35 protein-coding genes are annotated in these 26,550 nt (G+C 37.2%); all 35 read left to right on the forward strand.

Annotated elements, in window-relative coordinates; all coding sequences use genetic code 11:
• Nucleotides 1–190: 190 nt before the first annotated feature.
• The 35 genes from BKP35_RS04720 (at nucleotide 191) to BKP35_RS04885 (ending at nucleotide 26,456) form a co-directional block, all read left to right on the forward strand.
• The gene (locus tag BKP35_RS04720) at nucleotides 191–520 is read left to right on the forward strand and encodes a PadR family transcriptional regulator (protein WP_071312262.1); all 330 of its coding nucleotides are present in this window, start codon (nucleotides 191–193) and stop codon (nucleotides 518–520) included.
• Complete coding sequence (locus BKP35_RS04725; protein ID WP_071312263.1) at nucleotides 517–1,206, forward strand: DUF1129 family protein; 690 nt, start codon at nucleotides 517–519, stop codon at nucleotides 1,204–1,206. Before BKP35_RS04720 ends, BKP35_RS04725 begins: the two co-directional genes overlap by 4 nt.
• Nucleotides 1,207–1,291: 85 nt before the next feature.
• Complete coding sequence (locus tag BKP35_RS04730; protein WP_071312264.1) at nucleotides 1,292–2,011, forward strand: polysaccharide deacetylase family protein; 720 nt, start codon at nucleotides 1,292–1,294, stop codon at nucleotides 2,009–2,011.
• Nucleotides 2,012–2,327: 316 nt separating this feature from the next.
• On the forward strand, nucleotides 2,328–2,666 hold the full coding sequence (locus BKP35_RS04735; RefSeq protein WP_071312265.1) for a PadR family transcriptional regulator: 339 nt from the start codon (nucleotides 2,328–2,330) through the stop codon (nucleotides 2,664–2,666).
• The gene (locus BKP35_RS04740; protein WP_071312266.1) at nucleotides 2,663–3,862 is read left to right on the forward strand and encodes a DUF2812 domain-containing protein; all 1,200 of its coding nucleotides are present in this window, start codon (nucleotides 2,663–2,665) and stop codon (nucleotides 3,860–3,862) included. Before BKP35_RS04735 ends, BKP35_RS04740 begins: the two co-directional genes overlap by 4 nt.
• Nucleotides 3,863–3,933: 71 nt before the next feature.
• Entirely contained in the window at nucleotides 3,934–4,116 is a 183-nt protein-coding gene (locus BKP35_RS04745) for a hypothetical protein (RefSeq protein ID WP_071312267.1), read from the forward strand.
• A gap of 52 nt (nucleotides 4,117–4,168) precedes the next feature.
• Nucleotides 4,169–5,341, forward strand: coding sequence for a WG repeat-containing protein (locus tag BKP35_RS04750; RefSeq protein WP_071312268.1), 1,173 nt, complete (start codon nucleotides 4,169–4,171; stop codon nucleotides 5,339–5,341).
• 185 nt (nucleotides 5,342–5,526) lie between these two features.
• The gene (locus BKP35_RS04755) at nucleotides 5,527–6,294 is read left to right on the forward strand and encodes a carbon-nitrogen hydrolase family protein (protein ID WP_245741859.1); all 768 of its coding nucleotides are present in this window, start codon (nucleotides 5,527–5,529) and stop codon (nucleotides 6,292–6,294) included.
• Between the two features lie 290 nt (nucleotides 6,295–6,584).
• Entirely contained in the window at nucleotides 6,585–6,932 is a 348-nt protein-coding gene (locus tag BKP35_RS04760; protein WP_084031456.1) for a DUF3221 domain-containing protein, read from the forward strand.
• 1,295 nt (nucleotides 6,933–8,227) lie between these two features.
• Nucleotides 8,228–8,605 (forward strand): GntR family transcriptional regulator, encoded by a 378-nt coding sequence (locus BKP35_RS04765; RefSeq protein ID WP_071312270.1) that lies wholly within the window; start codon nucleotides 8,228–8,230, stop codon nucleotides 8,603–8,605.
• Nucleotides 8,602–9,471 carry an ATP-binding cassette domain-containing protein gene (locus BKP35_RS04770; RefSeq protein WP_071312271.1) on the forward strand — a complete coding sequence of 290 codons (870 nt, stop codon included), beginning with the start codon at nucleotides 8,602–8,604 and terminating at the stop codon, nucleotides 9,469–9,471. The genes BKP35_RS04765 and BKP35_RS04770 overlap by 4 nt, the downstream gene beginning before the upstream one ends.
• A gap of 2 nt (nucleotides 9,472–9,473) precedes the next feature.
• Entirely contained in the window at nucleotides 9,474–10,202 is a 729-nt protein-coding gene (locus tag BKP35_RS04775) for a hypothetical protein (RefSeq protein WP_071312272.1), read from the forward strand.
• A 283-nt stretch (nucleotides 10,203–10,485) separates the two neighbouring features.
• Nucleotides 10,486–11,121: a YhbD family protein gene (locus BKP35_RS04780; RefSeq protein ID WP_071312273.1), complete on the forward strand. Its 636-nt coding sequence runs from the start codon at nucleotides 10,486–10,488 to the stop codon at nucleotides 11,119–11,121.
• Between the two features lies 1 nt (nucleotide 11,122).
• A complete protein-coding gene (locus tag BKP35_RS04785) occupies nucleotides 11,123–11,779 on the forward strand; it encodes a hypothetical protein (protein ID WP_084031457.1) in 657 nt (218 codons plus the stop codon).
• Between the two features lie 19 nt (nucleotides 11,780–11,798).
• A complete protein-coding gene (locus BKP35_RS04790; RefSeq protein ID WP_071312274.1) occupies nucleotides 11,799–12,524 on the forward strand; it encodes a polymer-forming cytoskeletal protein in 726 nt (241 codons plus the stop codon).
• 19 nt (nucleotides 12,525–12,543) lie between these two features.
• On the forward strand, nucleotides 12,544–13,221 hold the full coding sequence (locus BKP35_RS04795) for a class I SAM-dependent methyltransferase (RefSeq protein WP_071312275.1): 678 nt from the start codon (nucleotides 12,544–12,546) through the stop codon (nucleotides 13,219–13,221).
• A gap of 314 nt (nucleotides 13,222–13,535) precedes the next feature.
• Nucleotides 13,536–13,907 carry an iron chaperone gene (locus BKP35_RS04800; RefSeq protein WP_071312276.1) on the forward strand — a complete coding sequence of 124 codons (372 nt, stop codon included), beginning with the start codon at nucleotides 13,536–13,538 and terminating at the stop codon, nucleotides 13,905–13,907.
• Between the two features lie 276 nt (nucleotides 13,908–14,183).
• Nucleotides 14,184–14,939 (forward strand): MerR family transcriptional regulator, encoded by a 756-nt coding sequence (locus BKP35_RS04805; protein ID WP_071312277.1) that lies wholly within the window; start codon nucleotides 14,184–14,186, stop codon nucleotides 14,937–14,939.
• 489 nt (nucleotides 14,940–15,428) lie between these two features.
• On the forward strand, nucleotides 15,429–15,596 hold the full coding sequence (locus BKP35_RS19380) for a hypothetical protein (RefSeq protein WP_169819136.1): 168 nt from the start codon (nucleotides 15,429–15,431) through the stop codon (nucleotides 15,594–15,596).
• Between the two features lie 11 nt (nucleotides 15,597–15,607).
• Complete coding sequence (locus BKP35_RS04810; RefSeq protein ID WP_071312278.1) at nucleotides 15,608–16,513, forward strand: macrolide 2'-phosphotransferase; 906 nt, start codon at nucleotides 15,608–15,610, stop codon at nucleotides 16,511–16,513.
• 551 nt (nucleotides 16,514–17,064) lie between these two features.
• The gene (locus tag BKP35_RS04815; RefSeq protein ID WP_071312279.1) at nucleotides 17,065–17,406 is read left to right on the forward strand and encodes a PadR family transcriptional regulator; all 342 of its coding nucleotides are present in this window, start codon (nucleotides 17,065–17,067) and stop codon (nucleotides 17,404–17,406) included.
• Between the two features lie 2 nt (nucleotides 17,407–17,408).
• Nucleotides 17,409–17,945 carry a DUF2812 domain-containing protein gene (locus BKP35_RS04820; protein ID WP_071312280.1) on the forward strand — a complete coding sequence of 179 codons (537 nt, stop codon included), beginning with the start codon at nucleotides 17,409–17,411 and terminating at the stop codon, nucleotides 17,943–17,945.
• A gap of 234 nt (nucleotides 17,946–18,179) precedes the next feature.
• On the forward strand, nucleotides 18,180–18,713 hold the full coding sequence (locus BKP35_RS04825) for a DUF3887 domain-containing protein (protein WP_071312281.1): 534 nt from the start codon (nucleotides 18,180–18,182) through the stop codon (nucleotides 18,711–18,713).
• A 52-nt stretch (nucleotides 18,714–18,765) separates the two neighbouring features.
• Entirely contained in the window at nucleotides 18,766–18,969 is a 204-nt protein-coding gene (locus BKP35_RS04830; protein ID WP_071312282.1) for a hypothetical protein, read from the forward strand.
• Nucleotides 18,970–19,059: 90 nt separating this feature from the next.
• Nucleotides 19,060–19,509 (forward strand): DUF3887 domain-containing protein, encoded by a 450-nt coding sequence (locus BKP35_RS04835; RefSeq protein WP_071312283.1) that lies wholly within the window; start codon nucleotides 19,060–19,062, stop codon nucleotides 19,507–19,509.
• Between the two features lie 421 nt (nucleotides 19,510–19,930).
• Nucleotides 19,931–20,272, forward strand: a complete 342-nt coding sequence (locus BKP35_RS04840; protein WP_071312284.1) for a PadR family transcriptional regulator — start codon at nucleotides 19,931–19,933, stop codon at nucleotides 20,270–20,272.
• The gene (locus tag BKP35_RS04845) at nucleotides 20,262–20,780 is read left to right on the forward strand and encodes a DUF2812 domain-containing protein (RefSeq protein WP_169819137.1); all 519 of its coding nucleotides are present in this window, start codon (nucleotides 20,262–20,264) and stop codon (nucleotides 20,778–20,780) included. The genes BKP35_RS04840 and BKP35_RS04845 overlap by 11 nt, the downstream gene beginning before the upstream one ends.
• Before the next feature lie 2 nt (nucleotides 20,781–20,782).
• Complete coding sequence (locus tag BKP35_RS19385; RefSeq protein ID WP_071312286.1) at nucleotides 20,783–20,962, forward strand: hypothetical protein; 180 nt, start codon at nucleotides 20,783–20,785, stop codon at nucleotides 20,960–20,962.
• A gap of 227 nt (nucleotides 20,963–21,189) precedes the next feature.
• Nucleotides 21,190–21,672 carry a small multi-drug export protein gene (locus tag BKP35_RS04855; RefSeq protein ID WP_071312287.1) on the forward strand — a complete coding sequence of 161 codons (483 nt, stop codon included), beginning with the start codon at nucleotides 21,190–21,192 and terminating at the stop codon, nucleotides 21,670–21,672.
• 14 nt (nucleotides 21,673–21,686) lie between these two features.
• Nucleotides 21,687–22,427, forward strand: coding sequence for a hypothetical protein (locus BKP35_RS04860; RefSeq protein WP_071312288.1), 741 nt, complete (start codon nucleotides 21,687–21,689; stop codon nucleotides 22,425–22,427).
• Nucleotides 22,428–22,445: 18 nt separating this feature from the next.
• On the forward strand, nucleotides 22,446–22,835 hold the full coding sequence (locus BKP35_RS04865; RefSeq protein WP_071312289.1) for a GntR family transcriptional regulator: 390 nt from the start codon (nucleotides 22,446–22,448) through the stop codon (nucleotides 22,833–22,835).
• A gap of 17 nt (nucleotides 22,836–22,852) precedes the next feature.
• A complete protein-coding gene (locus BKP35_RS04870) occupies nucleotides 22,853–23,719 on the forward strand; it encodes an ABC transporter ATP-binding protein (protein WP_071312290.1) in 867 nt (288 codons plus the stop codon).
• A 152-nt stretch (nucleotides 23,720–23,871) separates the two neighbouring features.
• Nucleotides 23,872–24,801 carry an ABC transporter ATP-binding protein gene (locus BKP35_RS04875; RefSeq protein ID WP_071312291.1) on the forward strand — a complete coding sequence of 310 codons (930 nt, stop codon included), beginning with the start codon at nucleotides 23,872–23,874 and terminating at the stop codon, nucleotides 24,799–24,801.
• Between the two features lie 10 nt (nucleotides 24,802–24,811).
• Nucleotides 24,812–25,924 (forward strand): ABC transporter permease, encoded by a 1,113-nt coding sequence (locus tag BKP35_RS04880; RefSeq protein WP_071312402.1) that lies wholly within the window; start codon nucleotides 24,812–24,814, stop codon nucleotides 25,922–25,924.
• Nucleotides 25,925–25,934: 10 nt separating this feature from the next.
• The gene (locus BKP35_RS04885; RefSeq protein WP_245741861.1) at nucleotides 25,935–26,456 is read left to right on the forward strand and encodes a DUF1648 domain-containing protein; all 522 of its coding nucleotides are present in this window, start codon (nucleotides 25,935–25,937) and stop codon (nucleotides 26,454–26,456) included.
• Nucleotides 26,457–26,550: the final 94 nt, after the last annotated feature.

Genomic DNA, 26,550 nt, shown 5'->3' on the forward strand with positions numbered 1-26,550 from the left:
TTTCATACCAATTAACTTTGAAGGTTTGGCATTAGCAGCCCAAGCTGCCTCTCTTCAAAACTTGATCAGGGTTAAACACTATTTTGCATTGCAAGATAGTGTTCTTTAATGTTAAACTATATGGTATTACAAGGTAGCTTGATTCTTGAGCTTTCTTTTAACTATATTGTAATGCAAGGTAGGTGGAGGAATGTCCATACGAAGTCAATTATTAAAAGGTATTCTTGAGGGCTGCATTCTTGCGATTATTGAACGAAAAAGCGTGTATGGCTACGAATTATCGGTGTTATTACACAATTATGGTATTGAAGTTAGTGAAGGTTCTATTTATCCGATCTTATTGCGCCTGCAAAAAGAAAAGCTAATAAAAGGAGAGGTGAAAAAATCTCAAAGTGGTCCGAATCGTAAATATTATTCTTTAACAGATAGTGGTGCTCGTGCACTAAATGAGTTTCAAATACACTGGTTAGAAATGAAAGTATCCGTTGATCAACTATTAAATAAGGGGGATGAAAATTGAACATTCATGAGTTGGTTGAATTAAATAATCAAAAACGAAAACTGTTAACCGAAGAGAATCGAAAATACTATGAAAAAATGCTCGTATATATAAGACTGTCATATAGAATATCGGATTTAGAGACAGAAGAGACTTTATCGGAATTGTTAGACCATTTATTAGATGCACAAGAAGAAGGAAAGAATGCGGAAGAAGTGTTTGGAAAAAATCCGAAAAAGTACGCGGACGAGATCATTGGAGAACTTCCTAAAATGGTGACAAAGGAACGAACGTCACTTATTGGTATGGGAATTTTATTTTTTTTAGCAGTAAGTATGATACTTTCTGGAATAATAGCTCTCGTAAGTCATTATTATTTTACAGAGGCTGGACTTATGAAAGAGTTTTATCTAGGCTCAGCTTTGTTGAAAACCGCAATCTCAATACCTGTAGCATTTTTCCTACTTTATTCAATCATCTTTTACTTACGTTGGTCATGCTTCAAAAAGATAAATAAAATCGCCGAATTTTTTGTCTTTTGGTTTTACGGTGCTTTCTCGGTAGGGTTATTTGTAATCATTTACCTTTTCATTCCTTCATTCGGACCTAAGCTAGAAATTTCAGTCTTTATCGTGATCATGAGCGGAGTGATCTTGTTTATTTTAGGTACTTTATTCAAGAGAAAGATCGAAAAGGGTAAGCGTTAATAAACATTCGATATTAATGATATGGCTTAATTTTGGTGATTATGAAATTCACTCAGATAGAATAAAGTTTAATTATGGGGGACATATGAAAAAAATAATAAAAGGTAGTAGCATTGTCATCATATTATTGATTGCTGTAACTTATTTCTTAAATGAATTATCTCAATCAAGAACGTTTCAATTCTTTGGTGGTTTAGTTAATAGTGTAGAAACAAACGAAAAAGTAGTAGCCTTAACCTTTGATGATGGACCTGGGATAAATACACATGAAATATTAGATATATTAAGAAAACATGATGTGAAAGGTACTTTCTACTTAACAGGATACGAAATTGAAAAATATTTTGATGATGCGAGTAAAATAGTGCAAGAAGGACACGAAATTGGAAATCACTCCTATTCCCATCAAAGAATGGTCTTAAAATCTCCATCTTTTATTAAAAATGAAATAGATAAAACTGATGAGTTAATACGACAAATTGGTTATGAGGGAGAAATCACTTTCCGTCCACCTTACGGAAAAAGGTTAGTTTTGTTACCGTATTATCTATCCAAGCAAAATAGGAAAACGATTTATATGAATATTGAGCCCGATTCTTACCCCGAAATTGCTGCGGATGCAAATGATATTGTAGACCATGTTGTAGAAAATATTAAACCTGGTTCAATCATTTTATTGCATGTCATGTATGAAAGTAGAAGAGAATCACTCAATTCAGTAGAAGGTATTATTACTTCGTTAAAAGAGGAAGGGTATACATTTGTAACAATTTCGGAACTGTTAAAATACGGACTTCAAGAATGATATTGTAAAACTCACTCGTAACTTTAGTTATGAGTTGTTGACAGATTTATACTTTTATAACTGACTTCAAGTTGTATTTTTAACTGAAAATGCAACAACTCATTGCTCCATTTTCGCCGATTAAAAAAATATAAAACTGCTTCACTTAATTAAATTTCCTGATCTACGCAGCGTAAATTTTTTTACGCAGTAGACATCAGGGATTTTTTGTTGTTAAATATGTCACGTCGTGATATACTCGTGATATGATATATGTCACACAGTGATACACTCGTGAAATGGTATATTACGTCTTAACATACAGGGGAGGAAGGGTATGACTGCACATACTGATAAAGTAATCAAAAAATACGTGCCCATGTCCGAAACAGCTTTTTATATTTTATTAAGTCTGTTTAAACAACCGCAACACGGTTATGGTATCGTTAAATACGTAGAAGCTATTACATCAGGCCGATTAAAGCTTGGTTCAGGTACAGTCTACGGGACGATTACGAAAATGCTGAAAGATCATCTAATCGTCGTTTATGCCAACGAAGAACGGAAAAAAACTTATGAAATTACTGAGCTAGGGAAAGTGGTTATACAACGGGAAATGACCCGAATTGAAGACTTGTATACGAATGTTATTGCACACCGGGGGGATAAGAAATGAGTGAAAAAAGTATTTGGAAACCGTTTTGGAGCTTTCACATTCAGAGCACGGAGCATTGGGTCGAAGAGATGGCCAAAAAGGGATACACTCTTTCACGTTTTCAACCTAAATTCAGCCGTTTTACATTTAAAGAAAAAGCGTCATCTCATCAAACTTTTTCCATATCCTTTGATCATAGTCAGCAGCATCCTCTACCGAAAGCACTTGAGGAAGATGGTTGGGAAGTGTTGAATAAACAAGGGAAATGGGCGGTTTATGGTAACGCTAATCAAAAGGAAGATGTAAAAACGTCCATTGTTCGAGATAATTTAGAAACAAGAAACAGCAAAATCGCAATGTTTTGGTGGATTTATTTCATCTGCATCATTTTCTCTATTGCTTTGCAAGCTGGGTTGTTACTGCCTCTTTATTTAAGTAGTGAGCCGGTTACTGTAACCCGTATCGAGAGTCCAATGTGGATCTTTACGTATATTATGTTTGTCGGACAGATCTTTGTGACACTGATAGGGATCTATTCTGTCATCACGCTCAAAAAAGAATCGAAGCGTTTATCAGAGGAGAGCACTCAACCTCAAATCTTTGTGAATCCTGAAGCTAAACGAACAGATCTATCAGAAGAACGACGAAACAAGTTTAAATTCGGCTGGATGTATGCCCCGGACAAACTTGAGAAGTGGCTAGAAGAGCAAGAACAGTCTGGCTGGCATCTTACCCACGTTTATAAAGGGGGATTTAAGTTCCAGTTTGAGAAATCCGATACAAAGTCATATGCTTACAACGTCCTTTTTGAAGGGAGAGAAGATAGTAGCGCTCACGCTTTTCACAAGGAAGCAGGATGGGAGTGTGTGTACGTCTCGGGTAACACATGGCAAAAATTTTCGGTCTGGCGACAAGCTTACTCAGAAGAAACAGAAAAACCTGAGATCAATAGCGATCTTGAGAGTAAACAAAGGGCAGCGATGCGAGTGGCCAAAATTTATACGTTAATGTTCGCACCTATTATACTTATATTCGGTTTTAATTTCTTTTCATTTATGCTTCCAAATGCTTTGGAACAAGGCTATTTTTCTATATCAGGAATTGAACGGTTCAACACCATTGTTTACCCTCTCGTCATGTTTACGTTTTTAATAAGTATTCTGCGAGCATGGGCTTATTATTTTAGAATTAGAACTCAAGCAATTGACTCGGTGTAGGGTTAACTCATCCTTTAACGATATTAATACAAAGATATTTATGTAGAATTTATTTTTCGATAGTAAGGAGATTGAGAAATGCTTGGTCTGCTCCAATTGTCGTTGTATTGATGTTTGCAGGGTTTTATTTATTCAATATGACTTTACCAATAGCTATTATTTATGGATTTTTTATCATAGTGGTCGTGATACTGATCAGTCCGTTCACTTACGAATTTACCGGTGATGATGAAGTACTGAACTTCAATTTTTGAACAAAGTGATTTAGTTTTGAGAGTTGACATGTGAATTTTTATGGAGGTACTTATGAAAAAAATATGGCTGATCATTGTCTTTTTATTGATCGCGACGGCATGTAATGAAATAGAAGAGAAAGTCCAGTTAACAGAAAGTGATACAGGAGAAGAAGCTGAAGTTAGCGAGGCATTACCTGAAAATGATAAAGAAAAAGAGATTGAAGCGAGCGACGAAGTACCTGAAGTGGCGGTTGCAGATGTTCCACTTTTTAGCTTTAGAGATAAAGAGTCTCGTAAATACGGCTTCTTCAATAAAGAAGGAGAGGTTGTGATTGAACCTCAATTTGTTTATGCGGCTGACTTTTCTGAGGGGCTCGGTTTAGTGGCTATTGTTGAGGGAAGTGGACCTGCTGAGCATGGTTTTATTGATGTGAATGGCGAATTTGTCATTGAACCTCAATTCAAAAGAGCGAATAGCTTTTCAAATGGCTATGCTGCTGTATTAAAGGGAGCAGAGTATGGTTATATTAACCCTCAAGGTGAAATGGTCATTATTTTAGAACATCTATCAGGCTACCAATTAATTGGGCATGATGATTTCTCAGATGGCTTAGCACGCTTAGGTTATAGAAAAACTAAAACAGATCCACAACAAGAATCAGAGTATTTTGTTGCGTACATAAATACGAACGGAGAAATGATTATTTCCCCAATGTATGAGACTGGCACTTATTTCAATAAAGGTCTCGCCTTAGTTCACAACGAACAAACAGAATATTACATAGATACTGAAGGAAATGTCGTCATGGAATTTGATCAAGAGGAGATTTTTCGATGTCCTTTTCAGGAAGGCTTGGCCTGTGTAACAGAAAATGGCAAGAGAGGCTTTATAAATAGGGACGGTGAGATGGTCATTGAACCTCGATATGATCGTGTAGAGTCATTTTCAAATGGGCTGGCAAGTGTGAAGAAAGGGGAGTCTTGGGGATATATCAACAATGAAGGTGAATATTTGATTGAGCCCCAGTATTCTCACGCACAATCCTTTTCTGAAGGCTTAGCCTGGGTGGAAATAGAAGGGAAGTGGGGCTTGATTGATCGAACAAATCAACTATTAGTAGACCCGATATTTGATAATGCACTTTCTTTTCATGGTGGATTAGCTCTAGTAACTGTAGATGAGGAGTCTTGGTTTATAAACCGTAGTGGAGATTTTATTTTTTCTCCATTAAATAATAAATAAGATGTGACGGGTGTAATCGCTTAACAAAGGCTTTCGTTTTTTTCTTTTAGAAGTAATGACGTTAGTCAAAGGCATAAGATTACTCAATTAAATTTTTCAATTAAACTGTATGCAATTTACACTAAAGGTGCAATACAAAGTAATATTATCGTAATGGAAATTTCTGATGCTCAATGGGGGGAGTAATGGTGAGAAAAATAAGAATTGCTTTATTGCACTTATTACCTATTGCTGGGGATATTAAATATAATCAAGACCTTATAGAAAAGGCAGTTAAACTAGCGGGAGAAAAAAATGTTGATTGGGTTATAACTCCAGAATTAGCTACAAGCGGATTACAGTTTACTCATATTATTGGTACTGATTGGATTAAACAACAACCCGATAAATGGATGGCTCATTTTCAAAATATTGTAGGGTCGATAGAAACAACTGCATTTCTTGGTTGCACAGATAAATCAAAACAGGATTATAAACTGTACAATTCAGTTTTTGTGATTAATCATGAAGGGAATTTAATAGGAAAACAAAATAAAATTGCAAAAGTAGATAATTGGTCTAGGTCGGGTGAATTTATTGAACCAATAGACTTAGGGTATATTAAAGTTGGTGTATTGATATGTGCTGATTCTTATTCAAAAAATATTGCGAATACACTATTGACCAAAGGGGCTGAATTATTAATTGCTCCGTCATCTTGGGGACCAGGTTTGCACGGACCGAATGGTGAATGGGAGCAAAGGTCAATTGATACTGGATTACCTATATTCGTGTGTAATCGTACTGGTGAAGATAAAACCGTCTCATTTTGGGAAGCGGAAAGTTTGGTTATTAAAAATGGTAAACGACTTCTTTCACATAAATCTGCACAATCTACAATTTTAATTTTTGATTGGAATTTAGAAGACATGAATTTAATTTCTTCTGATTTTGAAAGGATTTACATTGATTGATGTTTTTTTAGTAGACTTCTTAAATCGGAGCGTTTTTCTGCAATAGCGGATGCGCTTTTTTACTTGTTCTTCCCAATTAATAGGGAATTGATGTTAACTTTAAAATGTATTTTTAAATAATGACTAATATAATGAATTTCATCATCCATTATTTCCGCCAATAAGATGAATATATAGTTGCTTTAAAACCATTTGCAAACTATATATTGCATGATGTGGCTCATTTTTGGTAATTATGAAATTCACTCAATTGAGGGTGGGAACAGAATAATATTATGGAGGTAATTAGAATGAAAAAACATTGCATATTAATGATGAGTATAATACTCATGACTACTTTTTTTGTAGCGTGTGTCGGACAAGAAAAAAATAATGAGGTTGTCTTTGTTGCAACAGTCCTTGAAAACAAAGAAACTCATTTGTTGGTTGAACCTGTAGAGGGATCTGCAGAACTAAGCTCCGCTGACAAAATCATGGTTTATGTTCAAGATACAACTTTGCTACATTCTAACGATAATAGTATAGCTATTGGTGATTTTAAAGCGGGACAGCTAGTTGAAATTACTTATAATGGTGCAATTGCTGAAAGCTATCCAGCTCAAATTCATACATGTTATCAAATTAATTTATTAAATTGAACAAGCAAGCAGAATACAATAATTAAATTTATAAAAAGCGCCCTAAAAAAAGAGGCGATTATTTTATTTGCAGAAAAATTAAAGAAGTTTCAGCCAAATCAAACTTTTTTTTGTCAAATAGATTTGAGTTGCGATTTGCAGCTCATTTTTTATGTCCACAAACTAAATGATGTTAAGCTAGGGGGATCTTTCAATAAAGGATATCACTTTTTATAAATCAACGAAGCAGAGGAGTATAACATGGTGAATAGTCAGGGGGAGTGTGCAATTGCAATATAAAAGAGAGAGCAAAATGCTCACTTTAAGCTTTCGATTCCCTTTCTATTGCTTTGAGCCGAGAAGAGTAATCAGTCCGGCGTTTCGATTCCTCTTCTCTAGTTTTAAGTTAGGAAGAGTAATCAGTTTTTTTTCGCATAAACAGATTATCTTTAGAAGGTGTGGATGATTTGACGGTTACAGATAAAGTGCACGTAAGAATTTTTCGCGAGACCTATCCGAGTTTCACATCACCCAAAAGGTAACGCGAGACCTTCTCCCGTGCTCGAACAAAGCGTCACTTCACTCAAAAGGTAACGCGAGATCTTCTCCCGTGCCCGAACGAAGCGTCACATAACCAAAAAGTAACGCGAGACCTTCTCCCGTGCCCGAACGAAGCGTTACATCACCCAAAAGGTAACGCGAGATCTTCTCCCGTGCCCGAACGAAGCGTCACATCACCCAAAAGGTAACGCGAGAAGATCTCCCGTGCCCGAACAAAGCGTCACATCACCCAAAAGGTAACGCGAGACCTTCTCCCGTGCCCGAACGAAGCGTTACATCACCCAAAAGGTAACGCGAGACCTTCTCCCGTGCTCGAACAAAGCGTCACTTCACTCAAAAGGTAACGCGAGACCTTCTCCCGTGCTCGAACAAAGCGTTACATCACCCAAAAGGTAACGCGAGACCTTCTCCCGTGCTCGAACAAAGCGTCACTTCACTCAAAAGGTAACGCGAGAAGATCTCCCGTGCCCGAACGAAGCGTCACATCACCCAAAAGGTAACGCGAGAAGATCTCCCGTACCCGAACGAAGCGTCACATCACCCAAAAGGTAACGCAAGACCTTCTCCCGTGCCCGACCCCATAAGGAACCCAACTACTGCAGTCCCCCCAAACTGTACTTCATCCCATCCGCAAACAATTAACCTTTCCACACTTGACAATTATTAAGTTAAGGTTATATACTCATATATATAACTATAAACCTATACAACTATATAGGCTAAGCTGCAACAAATGAGAGAAGGGAGGAAGGCTGTTGGCCATTTCGTTTCATGATAAGAAGCCGATTTTTATTCAAATTAAAGAGCGAATCGAGGATCAGATTGTAAGAGGGGAGTTGAAGGAGCATGATCAAATCCCTTCGACGACACAGATGGTGCAATTTTACAAGGTGAATCATTTAACTATTGCTAAAGGGATTAATTTGCTGGTGGACGAGGAGATTATTTATAAAAAAAGAGGTGTTGGGATGTTCGTTGCGGAAGGCGCAAGAGAGAAGCTGTTGGAGAATAGAAAGCATGTTTTTGCCGATGAATATGTCCTTCCGATGATTCAGGAGGCAGAAAAGCTGGGCTTATCGGAGAGCGATATCACCGACATTATTAACCGATTGAAGGGAGAGAGATCATCATGAATTTTAATGTTATTGCGAAAAATGTGAATCTAAAATTTAATGAGTTTGAAGCATTGAAGGATATTTCCTTTAATCTCGAATATGGGAAAACTTACGGTTTGCTTGGGAGAAATGGTGCAGGTAAAACTAGCTTGCTTTCTTTGCTAGCTTCCTATAGAGAAGTAACCTCTGGCTCATTAACGGTCGAAGGGGAAAATCCTTTTGAAAATAGGAATATCATGCCCCATGTAGGGTTTGTATATGAGACAGATTATAGCGATGAGGATGAAACAGTGGAAAAATATTTTAAGTTTGCAGAGCGGTATCGTCCTTATTTTGATATGAGTTATGCAGTAGAGCTATTAAATCGTTTTAAGCTGCCCCTTGATAAACCGATTCATAAACTTTCTAGTGGAAAGCAATCGGCATTGAATGCCATTCTTGGTCTGGCTAGTCGAACGCCAGTAACGATATTAGATGAAGTGTATTTAGCGATGGATGCTCCAACCCGTGAGCTTTTTTACAAGGAAGTGATTGAGGAGCAAGCCAGAAATCCGAGGACGATGATTCTTTCGACACACCTGGTGTCAGAGATGGAGTATTTGTTTGATCATGTACTGTTACTTCATGACGGGAAGTTACTTGTGGATGAGCCGTATGATGAGTTTGTTAGTAGAGGGTCATCTGTTACGGGTTCTTCGAAGACAGTCGATACGTTTGTTGATGGCATGCAACAGTTGAAAACACAGCAACTTGGAGATACGAAATCGGTAATGGTATACGGGGAAATGAGCGAAGGAAAAGTTTTAGAAGGACAGCGATTGGGGTTAGAAATCGGACCGGTTTCCCTTCAGGAATTATTTATCCATTTAACAGAGGAGGAATAAACATGAATTTGAAACGGAATTCGACTACGACAAAAGTAGCGACTGACCTTTTTGCGATTCAAATGAATTGGGCACTGTGGTTTGTAGGGGTTGTCTTTATTGTGTATCTTGTATTGCCGATGTTTGTTACGGATGTGGAGAGTTTAAATTTAGCTTTCCCAGCCTTTATTTTTCAGTCAACAAAAATATTTATGTTGGTTATTGGAATTCTCTCCTGCTTTTCTTTCCTTGCATATTTCGTAGGGAATGGGATTACTAGGAAAGAATATTATATTGGATCGGCGGTTTCTGCTTTTGGAATAGCTGCTGGGATTTTGATCATCGCCAGTGTGTTGCAGGGTGTCCTCCTGCTTGTGGGGACATTGACAGCCTATACTCCGAATACTGGCCATGGTTTGGACTGGAATGTAAGTTCGGTTTGGCTCATTCCGATGATGGTTTACATCATGTCGACTTTTGCTTTCTACGTTGCCGGTTGGCTGATTAGCATCGGATTTTATGGGTATGGTGGCTTTGGTGGGTTTCTTGCTATCATAGGTGCAATTATTTATGTAAGTCTCTCGGACCTAGGCTCTGGAGGAGGTCATTCGATACAACTTTTCGGCTTTATCAGGTTTACCACTCCTGAATTTGAACTACCATACGCCATCATGTTGACGACCGTTCTTCTGGTTGCAGGGCTGTATTTGCTCCGGCAATTAACGAAACGAGTACCTATTAAAATGGGATAGAGAGGTTGCTAGTCCCCTAGCAAACAGAATACGCTTCTAGAGAAAACCCGATCCTGACAGTTGATCTTAGCTGTTAAGGGATATCTGGTTTACAAATAGTTCCTCTTTTCTAAAGGGGGACTATTTTTTGGTTTAAGTAAGATAGCTGTTAATATAAAAAACTTCAATCGACTTTAAGAAATATGCACTTAACCACGCGAACGAAAAATGGGACATTTTAAACTTATTATACCCTTTACAGCGTAACAATGTTATGTTACATTAACGATAAGAGGTGACAGTAATGGATGAAAAACTAATATCGAAAAAAGACTTATTAGAGAAAACGGGGATTACGTACGGACAATTATATCGTTGGAAGCGAAAAAAACTTATTCCAGAAGAGTGGTTCATTAGGAAATCAACGTATACAGGTCAGGAAACGTTTTTTCCAGAGGGGAAAATATTGGAGAGAATTAACAAAATTATAGAATTGAAGGACAGTATATCGTTAGATGAATTAGCAAATGTTTTTTCACCTCAAATAAAAGACGTAAATATACGAAAAGATGATTTAATGAAACGAAACATTGTTTCGCTGAACGCTATAAAAATGTTTGAAGAGCAAATTGGTACAGTTGAAAACATGTCGTTTCAAATGGTTTTACACATTTATTTAGTTAGTAAATCGTTAGAAACTGGGGAAATTGGTTGGGAAGAAGGAAAGGAAATAATCCAAACGTTACATACCTATTTTCCAAAGCTTAATCAAAAGCAAGCTTCGTTAGTTGTTTTAAGGAAAATGGGTGTTGTAACAGTGTTACTATTATCAAATATCGAACCGTTTTTCGTGGATGATAAAACAAAAATTGCGATCTTTTTTCAAATTGAAAAGGAAGTGGAAGCACTACTTAATAAACTGATGATGGGAGGCAGCTGAAATGGAGAGGATGGAAATGAAAAAAATAAAAATTCTAGGAGAAGGAAGTTCGTCTGGTGGAGAATTTGAAAAAGTACAGGTGATAGGTCAAGGGGAAATTGGTGGGGATGTAAAGGCCAAGATTACAAAGATTACAGGAGAGTGCCACATAAAGGGGAATGCCCTGATTGATCAGTATAATTTAACGGGGAAAGGAATCATTGACGGGGAACTTGAATGTGAAGAAGTAAAAGTGATAGGGGATCTAACTGTAACTGATTCTCTGAAAGCAACAATTTTTAACATGAGAGGGTTTGTTACGTCCAATGGAAATGCTGAAATGGAAAAAATGACGATTAAAGGTGGCTTTCACATCGAAGGGCTAATGAACGTTGGAGAGCTTTCCGTAAATTTACAAGTTGCAAACAGTAAGGTGCAAGAAATTGGTGGAGAGAATATTACGATTAAAAGCAAAAGTTTATTTAATAAAACGTATACACTAGAAGCGGAAATCATTGAAGGGGATAACATTTATTTGGAGTACACGACAGCAAATGTTGTACGAGGAAATGATGTGGAGATAGGACCAGGTTGTGAAATAAAGTTTGTCGAATATCGATCAACCTTTAAGTGCAGTGATAAAAATACTAAAAAAATAGCAGAAGTTAAACAAATTTAAATTGGGTGGAGGGAGTTACGTGGCAGAAGAAACTAAGAAAAATTTAATCCTATCAGGGAACGCTGAGGTATCAGGTGGTGCCTTTGAACGAGTTGCCATCAATGGAAATGGAACGGTTAATGGCAATGTGAATTGTATAGATTTGGAATCGAACGGTTCAGCAAAAATGAATGGCGATGTGTCAGCAAAAAACGTTGTCATAAAAGGGAGCACGAAGATAAGAGGAAATGTACACGCAGAGGAAATAGAAGTACAAGGGAATGCTTCTATTGACGGGAAATTACATTTTGGTACGTTGCAGATGTCTGGAAATTCATCAATCAAAGGCGAATTAAAGGGTGAAGTCATCGAGTTAGATGGAATGGTAAAGATAGGTGGAGATTGTGAAGTCGATACAGCAAAGCTTAATGGAGCCTTTACGATCGATGGGTTATTAAATGGCGATAGTGTTGCCATTAATCTACATGGAAAATCATCAGTGAAGGAAATAGGGGGAGAAACGATTACTGTAAAAAGAGATAGTGCTCCCATACTCCATTTAGATAAATTTATCAAGATTTTAAGTAAACAGTTATCTACAAACATAATAGAAGGAGATTTCATTGAACTGGAATATACAATGGCGAAAGTAGTTAGGGGAAATGAAATTGTCATTGGACCTGGCTGTGAGATTGATTTGGTAGAGTATAGTCATGATGTTCACATATCAGAAAAGGCATGTGTCAAAGAAACGAAGAAAATTTAATATTTGGAGGAGATTGTCTATGATGAAGCTCGTAAGGCGCTTTAAGGATATTGGTATTAATGGCATGACGGCACGCTGGTATGACAAAAACTCCAGGGAACATAGAATAGACGAAATGCGTCAGTATGCAGAAGAAGTTGTCAAACATATTACAGATAGAAGTGTTGTATTGGAAGTCGCGCCTGGACCAGGCTATCTTTCTATTGAACTTGCAAAGCTTGGAAACTATGAAATAATTGGTATGGATATTAGTAAAGATTTTGTAGAGATAGCTCAAAAAAATGCTGCCACGGCTGGAGTAGAAGTTGATTTTTTCCAAGGAAATGTTTCCGAAATGCCTATAGATGATAACACGGTTGACTTTATAGTTTGTTCTGCTGCCTTTAAAAATTTTAGTAACCCCGATACTGCATTAAGTGAGATGTACCGAGTTCTAAAACCAGGTGGTACCGCTCTTATCATCGATATGAATGGAAGTGCATCAAAGAATAATGTTAAAAACCTCACCAAAGAAATGGGCGTGAAAGGTGTAGAAGCACTATTTATGAATGTGACTTTTCGATTCCTAAAAAAAGGAGCTTATACACCAATGGAAATGAACGACCTTATCTCCAAAACAGAATTTAAAGACTTTAATGTGAAAGAAAATGGAGTAAGCTTGTACACCTACCTTATAAAGAAGGTAAATGACGCTTAAACTAATAAGCAATTATTCATTCAATAAATTTGATAGTGTGCCCGCCCCCCCATTACAGAAAACTTTTTCCGTAATGGGGGTAAACTATTTCTAAGCATTATAGTTGAAAAAGTGCATAAATCGGTTCATATTAAGTTAATATGATGTTAACTGTGGAAGCAAGGATAGTCTGGTGTTTTGCTTCCCATAAAATAAAGAAAATGAGGAAAAAGTAGCAGAGAAGGAAGCGGATGGAATCGTATAAGCGCTTAGGTGAGTTTTAGATTGAATGGTTAATAAACGTATGATTGAAATAGTTTTAAGGAGGATTTTTAATGGAAGTATTTGCAGAATATTTAAAAGGGATTGATAACCCCGATCATCGTGAGCGTACAGAAGAGGTTTTAGCTTGGATAACGAAGAAGTTTCCTCAATTGGAAGGTCATATCAAGTGGAACGCGCCAATGTTTTCTGATCACGGTACATACATCATCGGTCTTTCCACATCGAAGCAACATATGAGCGTTGCGCCCGAAGAAATAACCATGGCCAAATTTGACGATGACATCGCTCATGCGGGGTATACATCAACGAAAGGCTTGTTCCGAATTCCATGGAAGAAGCAAGTAAACTATGACTTGCTAGAAAAAATTATTGAATTCAATATTCAAGATAAAGAAAATATCACAACGTTCTGGCGACAATAAGGAAGGGGGATGATAGTGTGCCTGTCTCCCCAGCTGGAAAAAGGAAGAAATATAGAAAAACGGTAGTGTAAAGGTATTCTATGGAGGAAGGACTTTAATCTTTCTCCATAGAATACCTTAATTCCTTCTTAATAATCGTGTAGGGGGAGAATACCATCATGATGATATTCTATTTTCGTTTGAAATCTAATTGTATTTGGCCAGGAAAATGAAAAATTTCAGTTGACCTTCACGCGTACGTAAAGGTGTAGAGTGATAGTATCGGGAGGTGAACAAATGGAATACACGATACAGAAGCTGGCTCAACTTGCAGGAGTCAGTACGAGAACACTTCGGTATTATGATGAAATCGAGATTCTTAAGCCAGCAAGAATTAACTCTTCAGGATATCGAATTTATGGTCAGGTAGAAGTGGACCGATTACAGCAAATTTTGTTTTATAAAGAGTTAGGGGTAAGTCTTGAAATGATTAAAAAAATCATGACTTCTCCTTCATATGACGAAAACCAAGCCCTAAAGGATCACCGTGAACAACTTCTGGGAAAAAGGAAGCAGTTAGACGTTCTGATTACCAATGTAGAAAAAACAATTGGTTCAATGGAAGGGAGAATCAAGATGACAGATCATGAGAAATTTGAAGGTTTTAAGCAGCAATTGATTGATGAAAACGAGGCGAAATACGGAAAAGAAATTCGTGAAAAATATGGTGAAGCTGAGGTGACCCGTTCAAATGAAAAACTTAAGAATATGAAAAAAGATGAACATGAAGAGGTTAGCCGTCTAGCGAATGAAGTCCAGGAGACTCTTGAAGAAGCATTTAAAACTGGAGACCCATCGAGCAATCTTGCACAAAAAACGGCAGAGTTGCATAAGAAGTGGCTTATGTATTATTGGGATGAGTACAACAAGGATGCTCATGCCGGTCTTGCCGAAATGTATGTAGCTGATGAACGGTTTAAGAAGTATTATGAAAAGAAGCCAGGGATGACGGAATTTCTGAGAGACGCGATTTTAATCTATACGAGTAACTAAAAGCGAAGGACGTTCCCTTGCTTTTTTAGCTTTCTAAACGAAGGTAGCACCATGACTGTCACCATGCTTCTCTTGACTTTATTAAAATATCAGGGTAAACTTTATTAGAAATTTACTTTAAATTTTTAGGAGGATTATTAAAAGATGTTACCATCCAGAATTCGGTTCCGTACTTTGAACAAGTAATTTCATACGTTCAAAGGCTCTGCTTGTGTATGCGGAGTAAACGGGATCAGTCTGCCCTTTTTTAATAATCCTCATTTTGCATAGAGATATGCGATATGTAGAAAGGCGGATCGTTCTGCCTTTCTTTTTTATACTTGAAAAGTATAAAAAAAATGAGGCTATTCACCATCGGTATCACCTTCTTTCACAAGAAAAAGTAGGTTTATTTGGTCAGGCGGTTATACGTTATCTATCCGTTTACTCTAAATCACAGGCAGTTGGCCTGTGATTTTTTATTTGGGCAAATAAGGGAGGTAACGAATAATGGAACAATTATGTTTAGAGCTAACGAAAACAGAAGTATCGTATTTAGATAAGGTTGTATTAGATATTGATAAGTTATCAGTTTATCAATTTGATCGAATGTTTATTGATCGTGTCGCTGATGTTATCTATTGTATTGAAGAGAAGCAATTAAAATATAGAAAGTAGGGTTATTAACGATGAATAAAAAAGTAAAAGAAATTAAAGAGATTGCAAAGAAAAATGGCATTTTTATTGAGGAAGATTCTATCAAAATTAACGAATCTGGTTTGGACTTTCAAGTCGTTCATGCCGTTGATCGAGATGGCGTTCAATGGATACTCCGATTACCAAGAAGAGAAGATTCGATGACGAAAACTGATGTCGAAAAGAAAGTACTGCATACTGTGAATCTCCATGTTTCATTTGAAGTGCCTGTATGGTCGGTGTATACAGATGATTTAATTGCCTATAAGCAATTATCGGGTATTCCAGCAGGAACGGTTGATCCTGCAATTCAAAACTACATTTGGGAGATTGATGTAAACAATGTTCCGGCAAGCTACCTCAACTCGCTAGGCAAGGTGTTAGCTGAACTGCATCAAGTTCCCAAGGAATCATTGATCAACATACCAGGATTTAATGTACAAACTGCGGATGAAGCAAAAGTTGCAATGAAAAAGCGAATGAATGCGGTAAAAGAAAAGTATGGTGTTAGTGATGCATTATGGGCAAGATGGCAAGCGTGGATGGACAATGACAAAATGTGGCCGACGCATACCGGGCTGATTCACGGTGATGTCCATGCTGGACATACATTGATCAATGAACAAGCAGAAGTGACTGGATTAATCGATTGGACAGAAGTTGCTGTAACAGATGTCTCAAAAGATTTTGTCGGACCTTATATGGTGTTCGGTGAAGAGGCGTTAGAACAAATTATTGCGTCCTATGAAGCAGCTGGTGGAGTCACATGGCCACTTATGAAAGAGCATATTATTGAATTTCAAGCCACTTCTGCAATTGATATTGCAGAATTTGCGGAAGCCTCTGGATTACAAGAATATGAAGAAATGGCTAAAGAAAGTTTAGGTATGGAAGTATAGAAACAACTACAGCAAAAACAAATGCGCAAAAAGGGTACCATAATATGGTGACAAATTCCGCTACCTATCGCAAACATTAAAATGTAGATTATTTTGACTAACAAATTGCAACCAATTTGTTAGTATTTTTTTGCTGTTAGATAAAAGTTTTATACTTTTATCTTGTACTGCTATTTGCATAGAAAAATATTTGATTACAATAGCTATTGTAAGTGAGTGAATTTCATAACGGTGTGGTCTGCGGTGTCCGAGAAGAAGACATTGAAGAACCCACTATGTAGGAAATTCGTTATCTGGATAAGCTGGTAGGTGATATTTTAGGTTACTTTGTGAAATGTACTTAATGAGGTTGGTTCGAAATGTTTTATAATAGTGAAAAATAAGGGCCTCAATAATAGCATCAGTCTTTTGGATTGCTCTCTTTTTGCTGCGGGTATGGACGCAAAGACAGAAAAATTTATAAGAAAAACTGTTGAATAATATATCGTTTAATGATATATTATATTTAACGATATATCATTAAACGATATGCTTAGGGAGGTGAGGGAAGGATGGCTAGGAGTGATGCGTTGAAAAGTGGTGAGTTGACCGATAGTGCCTATTATATTTTGATGTCGTTGCTTGAGGCACGACATGGGTATTTAATTATGAAGTGGATTGAAGAGATAACGGATGGTCAGTTGTCCGTGGGCCCGGCCTCGCTGTATACGACCTTGAAAAAACTGTTGGATGGAGAATTCATAGAGGAACTGTCGGGTGCGGATGATGGCAAGCGGAAAACGTATGTGACGACGGAGAAAGGTTTGACCCTGTTGAAAAAAGAGGTGGAACGCCGGCGGGACATGGTTCTACATGCGGAGACAGTGCTTGCAGAATTACAAGGAGGAGAATAGAAATGCGGAAAACAAAGTATGTTTTGAACAGCGGTTTGGCTTTTTCGGAGTCAGGAGATTTAGCGAAATTGAGCAAATTGGCAAAGAAAGGCTGGTTGTTAGAAGGTATTAGCTATGGCGGTTTTTGTTTTAGGCTTGTACGCACAGAGCCTGCCGATGTAGAGTACAGTCTCGATTACCGTGCAAATGTCAGCGAGGATTACTTTGAGTTGTTTGAAGCGGCAGGTTGGTCCCATGTCGTGTCGGTGGAAAATATCCATATTTTCCGGGCACCGACTGGTACGAAAGCGATTTATTCGGATGAAGAAACAATGACGGAAAAGTATGATGAGCAGCGGCGTTTATTTGGGAAGTATGCAGTTTGGGCACTCGTGCCAGTGGTGTTGCTGTTCTTAGTGCTAATGATTTGGGATGCCGGGAGTGGCGGGGTCTGGTGGAACGTCATGCTTGGTCTATTTATGATAGCAGCGGTTGCGCTCGTTTTTACAGGCATGCCGTATTTGGCATTTATGTATCGGTTGTGGAAGCTGCAAAAATAGTGTTTATGACTGAAGGGAGTTTTGGCCAATTGATTTAATGCCAGAGAGTTTAATAAAAGCCAAAGCAGAATAGTTTTATTTTTAGGTGTTTTTTTCTGGAGAAGGTACTATTGAATGGCAGACTGTGAAATATTTTTGTGAAACAAGAAAATTTGGTTGTACTATGAACTTTTTTAACATATTGAAACTTTTTTGACCCTAATTCGTATATTTGTTCAATAGGAGTGAAGTAGGTTGCTAATAGTAATTTCATTGATGTTCCTATCTTTATTAGTACTTGGCTGCTCTACGGGTTCTGAGGAATCAAATTTAGAAGAAGTAAGTGGTGACGTAATAGAACGAATAGTTCAAGGAGACTATGAAATAGTTTATCAACAAATTTTCACTGAAGATTTGAAAGATTCATTGCCGTTTAATGACTTTAAACAAATGTGGCAAGTACGGGTGGATTCGAGTGGGGAATATATTGGTATGGGTTCGTTAGAGGTTTCCCAAAGGGGAGAAACGTATTATGTAGCGAAAACAGAATTAGAATACACCAATCTTATTTTTCCCGTACGAATGATTTTTAACGGGGACAATCAGTTAGTGAGTATCCATCTGGGGGAGGCGCTCGTCAATTATAATATTCCTGAAACAGTTATCGAAGAAGAAGTAGTTGTTGGAAAAGGAACAGCATATGAGCTTGGCGGAACATTGACATTACCAAAACAGTTCGAGGAACCGCTGCCTGCTGTTGTTTTGGTACATGGTTCTGTTACTAGCTGAATTGGTTAAGCCAGTACTTGTTTTGCAGGGGGAGGATGATTTTCAAGTTTCGATGGAAAAAGACTTTGCAATGTACGACGAATTACTGAAAGGTCATGAAAAAGCCACTTTAATTAGTTATCCGGGTTTAAATCATTTATTTATACATTATGATGGAGAGGATAAAGGTACGGTCGCTGAATATCATCACCCTGGTGTAGTTGATGAAAATGTTTTAAACGATGTGGTGAATTGGTTGTTAAAGCATGTACAATAAGAGATTGTGTTCAAATGGGTTAAAAACAGCCCATTTGATTAGACTAAATATAGATAAAATTATGTGAATTTGTAACTAGGGGGATTAGGAATGAAGAATGTTTTACTTATTGGCTTTGTTTCTGCTTTACTCATTCTTACTGGATGTAATGACGGAGAAGAACAAGAAATTGTGGATAAAGATGGTACACAAGAAAACGCTATTGGAGAAACTGATGGTGAGACAGAAGAGATTGACATGGATGAGGCAATTTCCATTGCTGAGAGCTTTATTGAACATTTATCACAAGGAGAATTTGAGGAGGCGGCAGAGTTTTTTAACGAAACAATGGCTGCTGAAATCGGTGCCAAGGAATTAGGAGAAATATGGGTAACACTAGAAAGTCAGATTGGCACATCTGTTGACCAGGATTTCAATTCTACTCAAGAAGTAGAAGAGTATCTAGTTGTATTAATTAATGGTTTATTTGAAGGGGCAGATGTATTGTTTACGGTCACCATTAGTTCCAATTATCAAATTGCTGGATTTTTTGTTCAGTAAAGCAGGGGGGGAGACAGGGCATGGTGCTTCCTTTTAAGCAATCATGTGATAGTGAAACAAAAAAATAGTAAAAAGGCTCGGTTTGCAGATGTGTAAACAGAGCTTTTTTTGTTTTTTAATTATGACATATTAAGTTGCAAATACAGAAACAAATTAGTTTCCATTTTCATTTGTAACTTACAATTATGCGATAATTACGAAACCAGATAATAATATGGATGCCCTATTATTCTTTTGGTAATTGACTGAATATATCGGGTGCTGATATAATAAGTATATCGTGAGACGATATATCGTAAGTCGATAAGGTTAACCATATTTTGTATGACAAAATAATACCTATTTTCCTGATTACTGTGATGTAAAGGGATAAAAAGCGAGTTTTACCAACTATACTATCTAATACAAAAAGGAGTTAAAAATGGGGACAAACAAAGACCATATACCTTTAACAGAAGCCATTTACTATATTTTATTGGCGTTACATCAGCCAATGCACGGATACGGCATCATACAGTTTGTTAAAGAAATTAGCCAAGGTAGAGTCGAATTAGGACCCGGCACTCTTTATGGCGCCATTAAATCCTTGTTAGAAAAAGGCTGGATCAAGCCGATCAATCTAAGCAAGGAGAGTAGGCGAAAGGAATACGAAATTACGGAAACTGGCAGAGAAATTGTTGAATTAGAGCTATCAAGACTGACAGAGCTCGTCACAAATGGAAACAAAATGATAAAAGAGAAGAGGGATGACAGTGAAAATTAGGAAGGTTTTTTTAAACTTTGAAAAAGAAGAAAAATGGCTGAATGAAATGGCTGCTAAGGGAATGCATTTTATTGGATATACCTTTTGTACGTACTATTTTGAAAAAGGGGAGCCAGGAGAATATAATTATAGGATCCAACTATTAGATCAAGCACCAGACCATTCCGAAGTACAGGAGTATTTGGAGTTCATGAAAGATAGTGGGGTGGAGTGTGTGGCCACGTATGTACGCTGGGCCTATTTTCGCAAAAAGTCAGAAGAAGGTACGTTTGAAATCTATTCCGATATCGAATCGAAAATAAAGCACTTTAAAAAGATCGCTTGGTTAATGGGTAGTCTCGCTCTCCTTAATGTTTTCATTGCTTTATTAAATACAATGTTATCAACTATCTCCACTTATAATTTATATTTTTCTTTCATCAGTTGGCTTACAGTCCTTATCTTACTACCTATTACATTCGGTTATATTAGAAGAATTAAGCAGCTTAGAAGAGAGCAAGAATTTTAGTATTGAAAAAAGTGTTTAAAGCTTTTAAAACAAAAGAATGGCCATCAAGTACAGCCTATGGATTTGATCCGACATGGTTGATCATTGCCGCTGCTGCCGCAGCAAATTTCCAGAGTGCGGAGCAGACCGTTGGTACAAGTGGAAGCACAGGTGGGTTTACTGGGGGAGGAGCAGGTACCTGAGGCGGTGGTGGTGGATCAGGTGCTTTTTAATAGAGTCGCAATTCAAGGCTTAACAGCGCTTTCCTTAAGAATGGAAAGCGCTGTTTTGATTGAACGGAAAGTAGTAATCCAATAATATCTAAAATAACGAGTCCCTATTTTTTTATTTTATACTTTGCAATCGGTAATTCAAATGTTATAGTGTGTATATAGATATAAACACCATAACACTAGGGGGACATTTACAAATGAATTTATTAGATACTTTATGGGCATATATTCTTGTCTTTATACTGGCGGCTGTTCCGTTTTTTGAGGCGTACGGTGTGATTCCACTGGCGATGATTGCTGGTTTATCTCCAGTACCAGTCATCATTCTAGGTTTAGTGGGGAATATTGTAACGGTTTTATTCGTCATCATTTTTGTTAATAAAATTAAAGAATGGAGACAAAAGCGAAAAAGTGGAGAAGAAGAGAAGGCACCTGGGAAACGTACACTGCGAGCACAGAAGCTTTGGAAGAAATATGGTTTACCAGGATTAGCATTAATTGGTCCGTTATTTGTAGGGAGTCATCTAACGGCCTTTATGAGCGTAACATTAGGCGGCACGAAAAAGAAAACAGCTTATTGGATGATTGCAAGTATTGTTATTTGGAGTATAGTTTTTGTCATCCTAGTTTATTTAGGTATTGATTTCTTCGGTCATGGGGAGCGGAACTTTTTTGAATAAAAGGAGAGATGACGATGTTTCAACAGGCTTTTTGGTTAGCTAAAAAGGAATTAAAATCGCAATGGATAGGGATTGCTTTGACGTTAGTCGTAACGATATTCTTTGCGCTCTTAACAGCTACTCTTCTTGATCAATCGGTAAGAAAGCTGTTTGGGTCAGAAACTACATTTTATAATCATACGCTACTAGATATAATTTTTATCGTGCTAACGCCATCGTTCGCAGCAATATTTATGTCGAGACCATATTTAAATATTCAAGCAATCAAGGACGATCCGTTTAGTAAAAGAATGGCCTTATTTCGATCTTTACCAATTCCGCTCACTGCGTTATCGTTAAGTCGAACATTAATCATGGTAATGACACTGATCATTATGTCATTGGGGTTTTACATTACAGTAACCTTTGCTTTGCCTGATCATTTCTTTCAATTTCTCACACCGAGGGAGTATTTGATATTTATTTTATTTTGGTTTGGTTATGCATTAGTGGTCGGAGGAATAAATCCGTTTATAGAATATGGAACAAACGGTAAAGTATTGCATATTGTTCCGTGGGTTTTTATCGTCGGTTTTCTCATCACTGTCTTTATTTTTTACAATCTCGTCGGTCAAGGTATCGTAGAAACGGTTTTAATACTGATTAAAAATCATGGTTGGCCATTAGCTGTTCTTTCTTTATTTGTCGGTGTCATAGGAAGTTATGTGTGGAATAAGTTGCTGACCATTAGACTAGCAAGAAGAGATTATTTGTAATGAAGGGAGGAGGAAGAGATGAAGCTACCGATTCGTGTCTCGGAGGAAAGCAGGGAGCCGATCTATCATCAAATAGAAACACAAGTTAAAGCATTAATTGTCGGTGGTCATCTTCCACCGGGAACACCTCTCCCTTCCATTCGAGCGCTTGCCAGTGAGTTGACGTGCAGTGTGATTACAACACGAAGGGCTTACCAAAATTTAGAAAGTAGTGGCTATATCAAAACAGTTCAAGGAAAAGGGACATTTGTTCGAGAGATTGAGACACTACAAAAGGAAGAAGCAAAGCAAAAAGTTGTATATGATGCTTTTCAAAAAGCGATCGAACAAGGGAAGCAGGTCGGTTGTTCGAAAGGTGATTTATTGACGATTTTTAACGAAGTCATCAAGCGAAATTTTGATAATTAAGTAAATGGGGGATGGACATGGTTACCTCAATTGTAGATATAAAGGGATTGACGAAACATTATAAAAAGTTTTCTTTAGGCCCAATTGATTTTGAAGTCGAAACAGGAACAGCAGTAGCATTAGTTGGGACAAATGGCTCTGGTAAAAGTACTTTTTTTAGATTGATCATGAACCTACTTCAATCAGATGGTGGCTCTATTAATATCTTTGATCAGGATCTTACTGAGAAAGAAACAGAAATAAAGAAAAGCGTCGGCTATGTGGGTGATTTGCTTGAACCATTTAGTTATTTAACAGTAAAGGAGCTTTCCTCACTCATTTCTTACTGGTATCCAAGTTGGGACGATAAACGGTACACACAATTAATTGAGAGGTATCATATCGATGAAGGTCAAAAGTATGGAAAATGCTCAAAAGGAACGAAGAAGAAAGTTGAATTTATCTTTGCTCTTTGCCATAAACCAATGCTTTTGTTATTAGATGAACCATCAGCAGGTGTTGATATTATTTCACAACGGAAAATGAAAGAAGATCTTTTGAATTATATGGAAGATGGTAAAAGAAGTATTGTCCTAGCTACCCATAACATCGATGAAGTTAAGCAATTGTGTGATTACATTACAATTTTGGAAGAAGGAAAGATCATACACTCATTTGAAAAAGATGAGCTTCATGAGAAATGGGCACGGTTGTGGGTATCACATGTTTCAGAAGTGTTGAACAATCATTCAAATGTTATAAAGGTAGAAGAAAGCCCTTTACAATTGGTTACGGATGATTTACCAGTCATCGAAAAAGAGTTAGAAAAAGAAGGAATCACCATTAAGCATATCAACCGTTTATCACTCGAAGAAGTCATTGAACATATGATTGGTCAGGGATAAAAGTAAATGAAACTTCGCTCTTATTTCAATCGTATATGAAGAAAGATTTTTTCGGGGAGGAAATGTTTCATGCTGTGGGATAAACCGAAATGTACATTTTGTGAAAAAGAAATAAAAGGGGATGACGTTGCCATTGAAAGCGAGGAGAAAAAATGAGCGTTCTAGAAGTAAAGAATTTAAAAAAATCATTTGGTACCATTCATGCTGTCCAAGACATAAGTTTCACAGTCGATACTGGAGAAGTATTCACAATCATTGGTCCAAACGGAGCAGGGAAGACAACCACTTTGGAAATGATTGAAGGCTTAGTTCCACCTGATCAAGGAGATATAAAGTTTGGTGAATTAAATTGGGATAAACATTCCAATGCGATTAAACAGAAAATTGGTATACAACCTCAATCTAGTGCCATGTTTGACTTATTAACACCTGAAGAAAACATCACCCTTTTTGCCTCGTTTTATGAAAAAGCTCGTTCTACTGATGAGATTCTTCAGTTGGTGAACCTAACTGATCATCGTAATAATCATGTGAAAAAATTATCCGGTGGGCAACGTCAACGACTAGCAATTGGACTTGCGATGGTTAGTGATCCAGAAATTATCTTCCTAGATGAGCCAACCACTGGGCTGGATCCGCAAGCCCGTCGTAACATTTGGGATATCATCTTACAGCTAAAACAACTAGGTAAAACAACGATATTGACCACTCATTACATGGAAGAAGCCGAAAAATTAAGTGACAGAGTTTGTATCATTGACCAAGGAAAAATCGTTACATTAGATACCCCTTCTGCACTTATTGAAAAGTTAACTGACGAACGAGAAGTGCGATTATCTTTCCTTGATGGCGAAGATGCTGCAGAGGATGCAAATCATTTCTCTAAAAATCTTACATCCGTTATTCGAACAGAGCGAGAAGAAACATTATTAAAACTATGGACAACAAACCCTGAGGATACGTTGTATGACCTATTTGGATTTACGAAAGAAAAAAACTATCAAGTAGAGCAAGTCTCCATTCGTGAAATGAGTTTGGAAGATGTCTTTATTGCGTTTACTGGGAAGGAATGGAGGGATTAAATTGAATAAAATGAAACAATTTAAACAATTGTTCATTGCTCAATTGAAATTAACATTTCGTGAAAAACAAGCTTGGTTTTGGGGAATATTTTTTCCTGTGATCTTAATGTCTATCTTTATGGTTATTTTTAGTGGCAGTTCAGAAACTGAATTTTCTGCAAATGTTGCTATCGTAGATGAAAATCCAAATGAAACATCGGAAATGTTTTACAATCAATTAAAACAATTGCCTGTTCTAGAAATGGAAACGATTGAACCAGTAACTAGAGAAGAAGCAGAAAAACTTGTAGAAAATCAGGATGTGCATGCTGCTATTGTCTTACCCGAGTCAGCAGAAGCAACTTCTATTCACCTAATCGTAAACAAAGAAAATGAACAAGGTGTGACAGCACAAGCTTTATCTGGAATTCTAGAGCAATTTATTCAACAGGCGAATTTACATGCGGTTGGTGCAACCCCTATATATGAATTACAATTTGAGTCGATTACTTCTGGGAGTAACGAATTAAGTTATACTGACTTTCTTCTCACTGGTATGATTGCTTTAGCCATAGCACAAGGTGGTATGTTTGGGATGATTGACCTAGTAGAAATGCGTCGCAAAGGGTTAATAAAAAGGTTGCGCATGACGCCAGCTAATATGAATCTTTTTGGTTTAAGTGATATGGTGATGCGGTTATTATTTAGCATCGTTCAAATTATTTTGCTGAGCTTGATTGGCGTTCTTATATTTGGGGCTAACTTATATATTAACTTTCCAAGCCTTATTATTGTCTTCTTATTAGGTGCTCTTTCTTTTAATGCTTTAGGATACTTTTTCTCTTCGTTTAGTAAAACATCTGAGGCTTATATGGGAGTCGCAAACATTGTTAGTTTTGTCATGATGTTTTTGAGCGGTGTGTTCTTTCCGATTGAAACGATGCCTGAATGGATTCAGCCAGTATCATATGTCCTGCCACTCACCTACTTTGTTGAGGGCTTAAGAGAAAGTATGATTTATTCCACAAGTATATTCTCGGCTTCGCTTTGGTCTGGAATTGGGGTTATGGTCTTGTGGGGTGTAATTACATTTTTCATTGGTTCGCTTTTGTATAAAAGAAGTTCGATCGTTGCAACGAGATGAGGTAGTCCAAGTGGGTATTTTCAATTCAGATCGCCCTAAAATTTCAATTAAAAAATTAAAGAAGTCAGTGTTCGAACAACTTCTATCCATAGTAAGTATCTTGTTATTCATCGGGAGTGTAGTTTTTCTTGTAGTGATGTGGAGTGAATTGCCAGTTCAAGTTCCTGGCCATTTTGGCATCACTGGTGAGGTGACCCGATATGGCTCCAGATGGGAGTTGGTAGTCTTACTAATTGTCGGAGCAGGTCTTTATCTACTAATGCATGTTCTTGAGAAATACCCTCATTTACATAACTATCCAATCGAAATTACTGAATCAAATGCAGAAGAAGCATACCGTATTTCTCGTTCGCTGATAGTATATATAAAGAACATTATCCTGATTTTGTTTGCACTTATGATGATTAATAGCATGATAATAGCTTTGGGATGGGGAGAAGTTATCGGGTTCGTTCTTTTACCATTGGTCTTTTTGGGCACAGGTTTACCGATTATTAGAGCTATAGTGAAGTTGATGAAATTAAACTCTTGAGGTAGTTATAAAATGTGAACTTCAACTATTGAAGCAGTTTAGCATATAAAAGAAACTTAATTCGTAATTATTCGTCTAATATTAAAAGGGGGGA

Source organism: Anaerobacillus arseniciselenatis, from assembly GCF_001865995.1.
Lineage (GTDB): Bacteria > Bacillota > Bacilli > Bacillales > Anaerobacillaceae > Anaerobacillus > Anaerobacillus arseniciselenatis.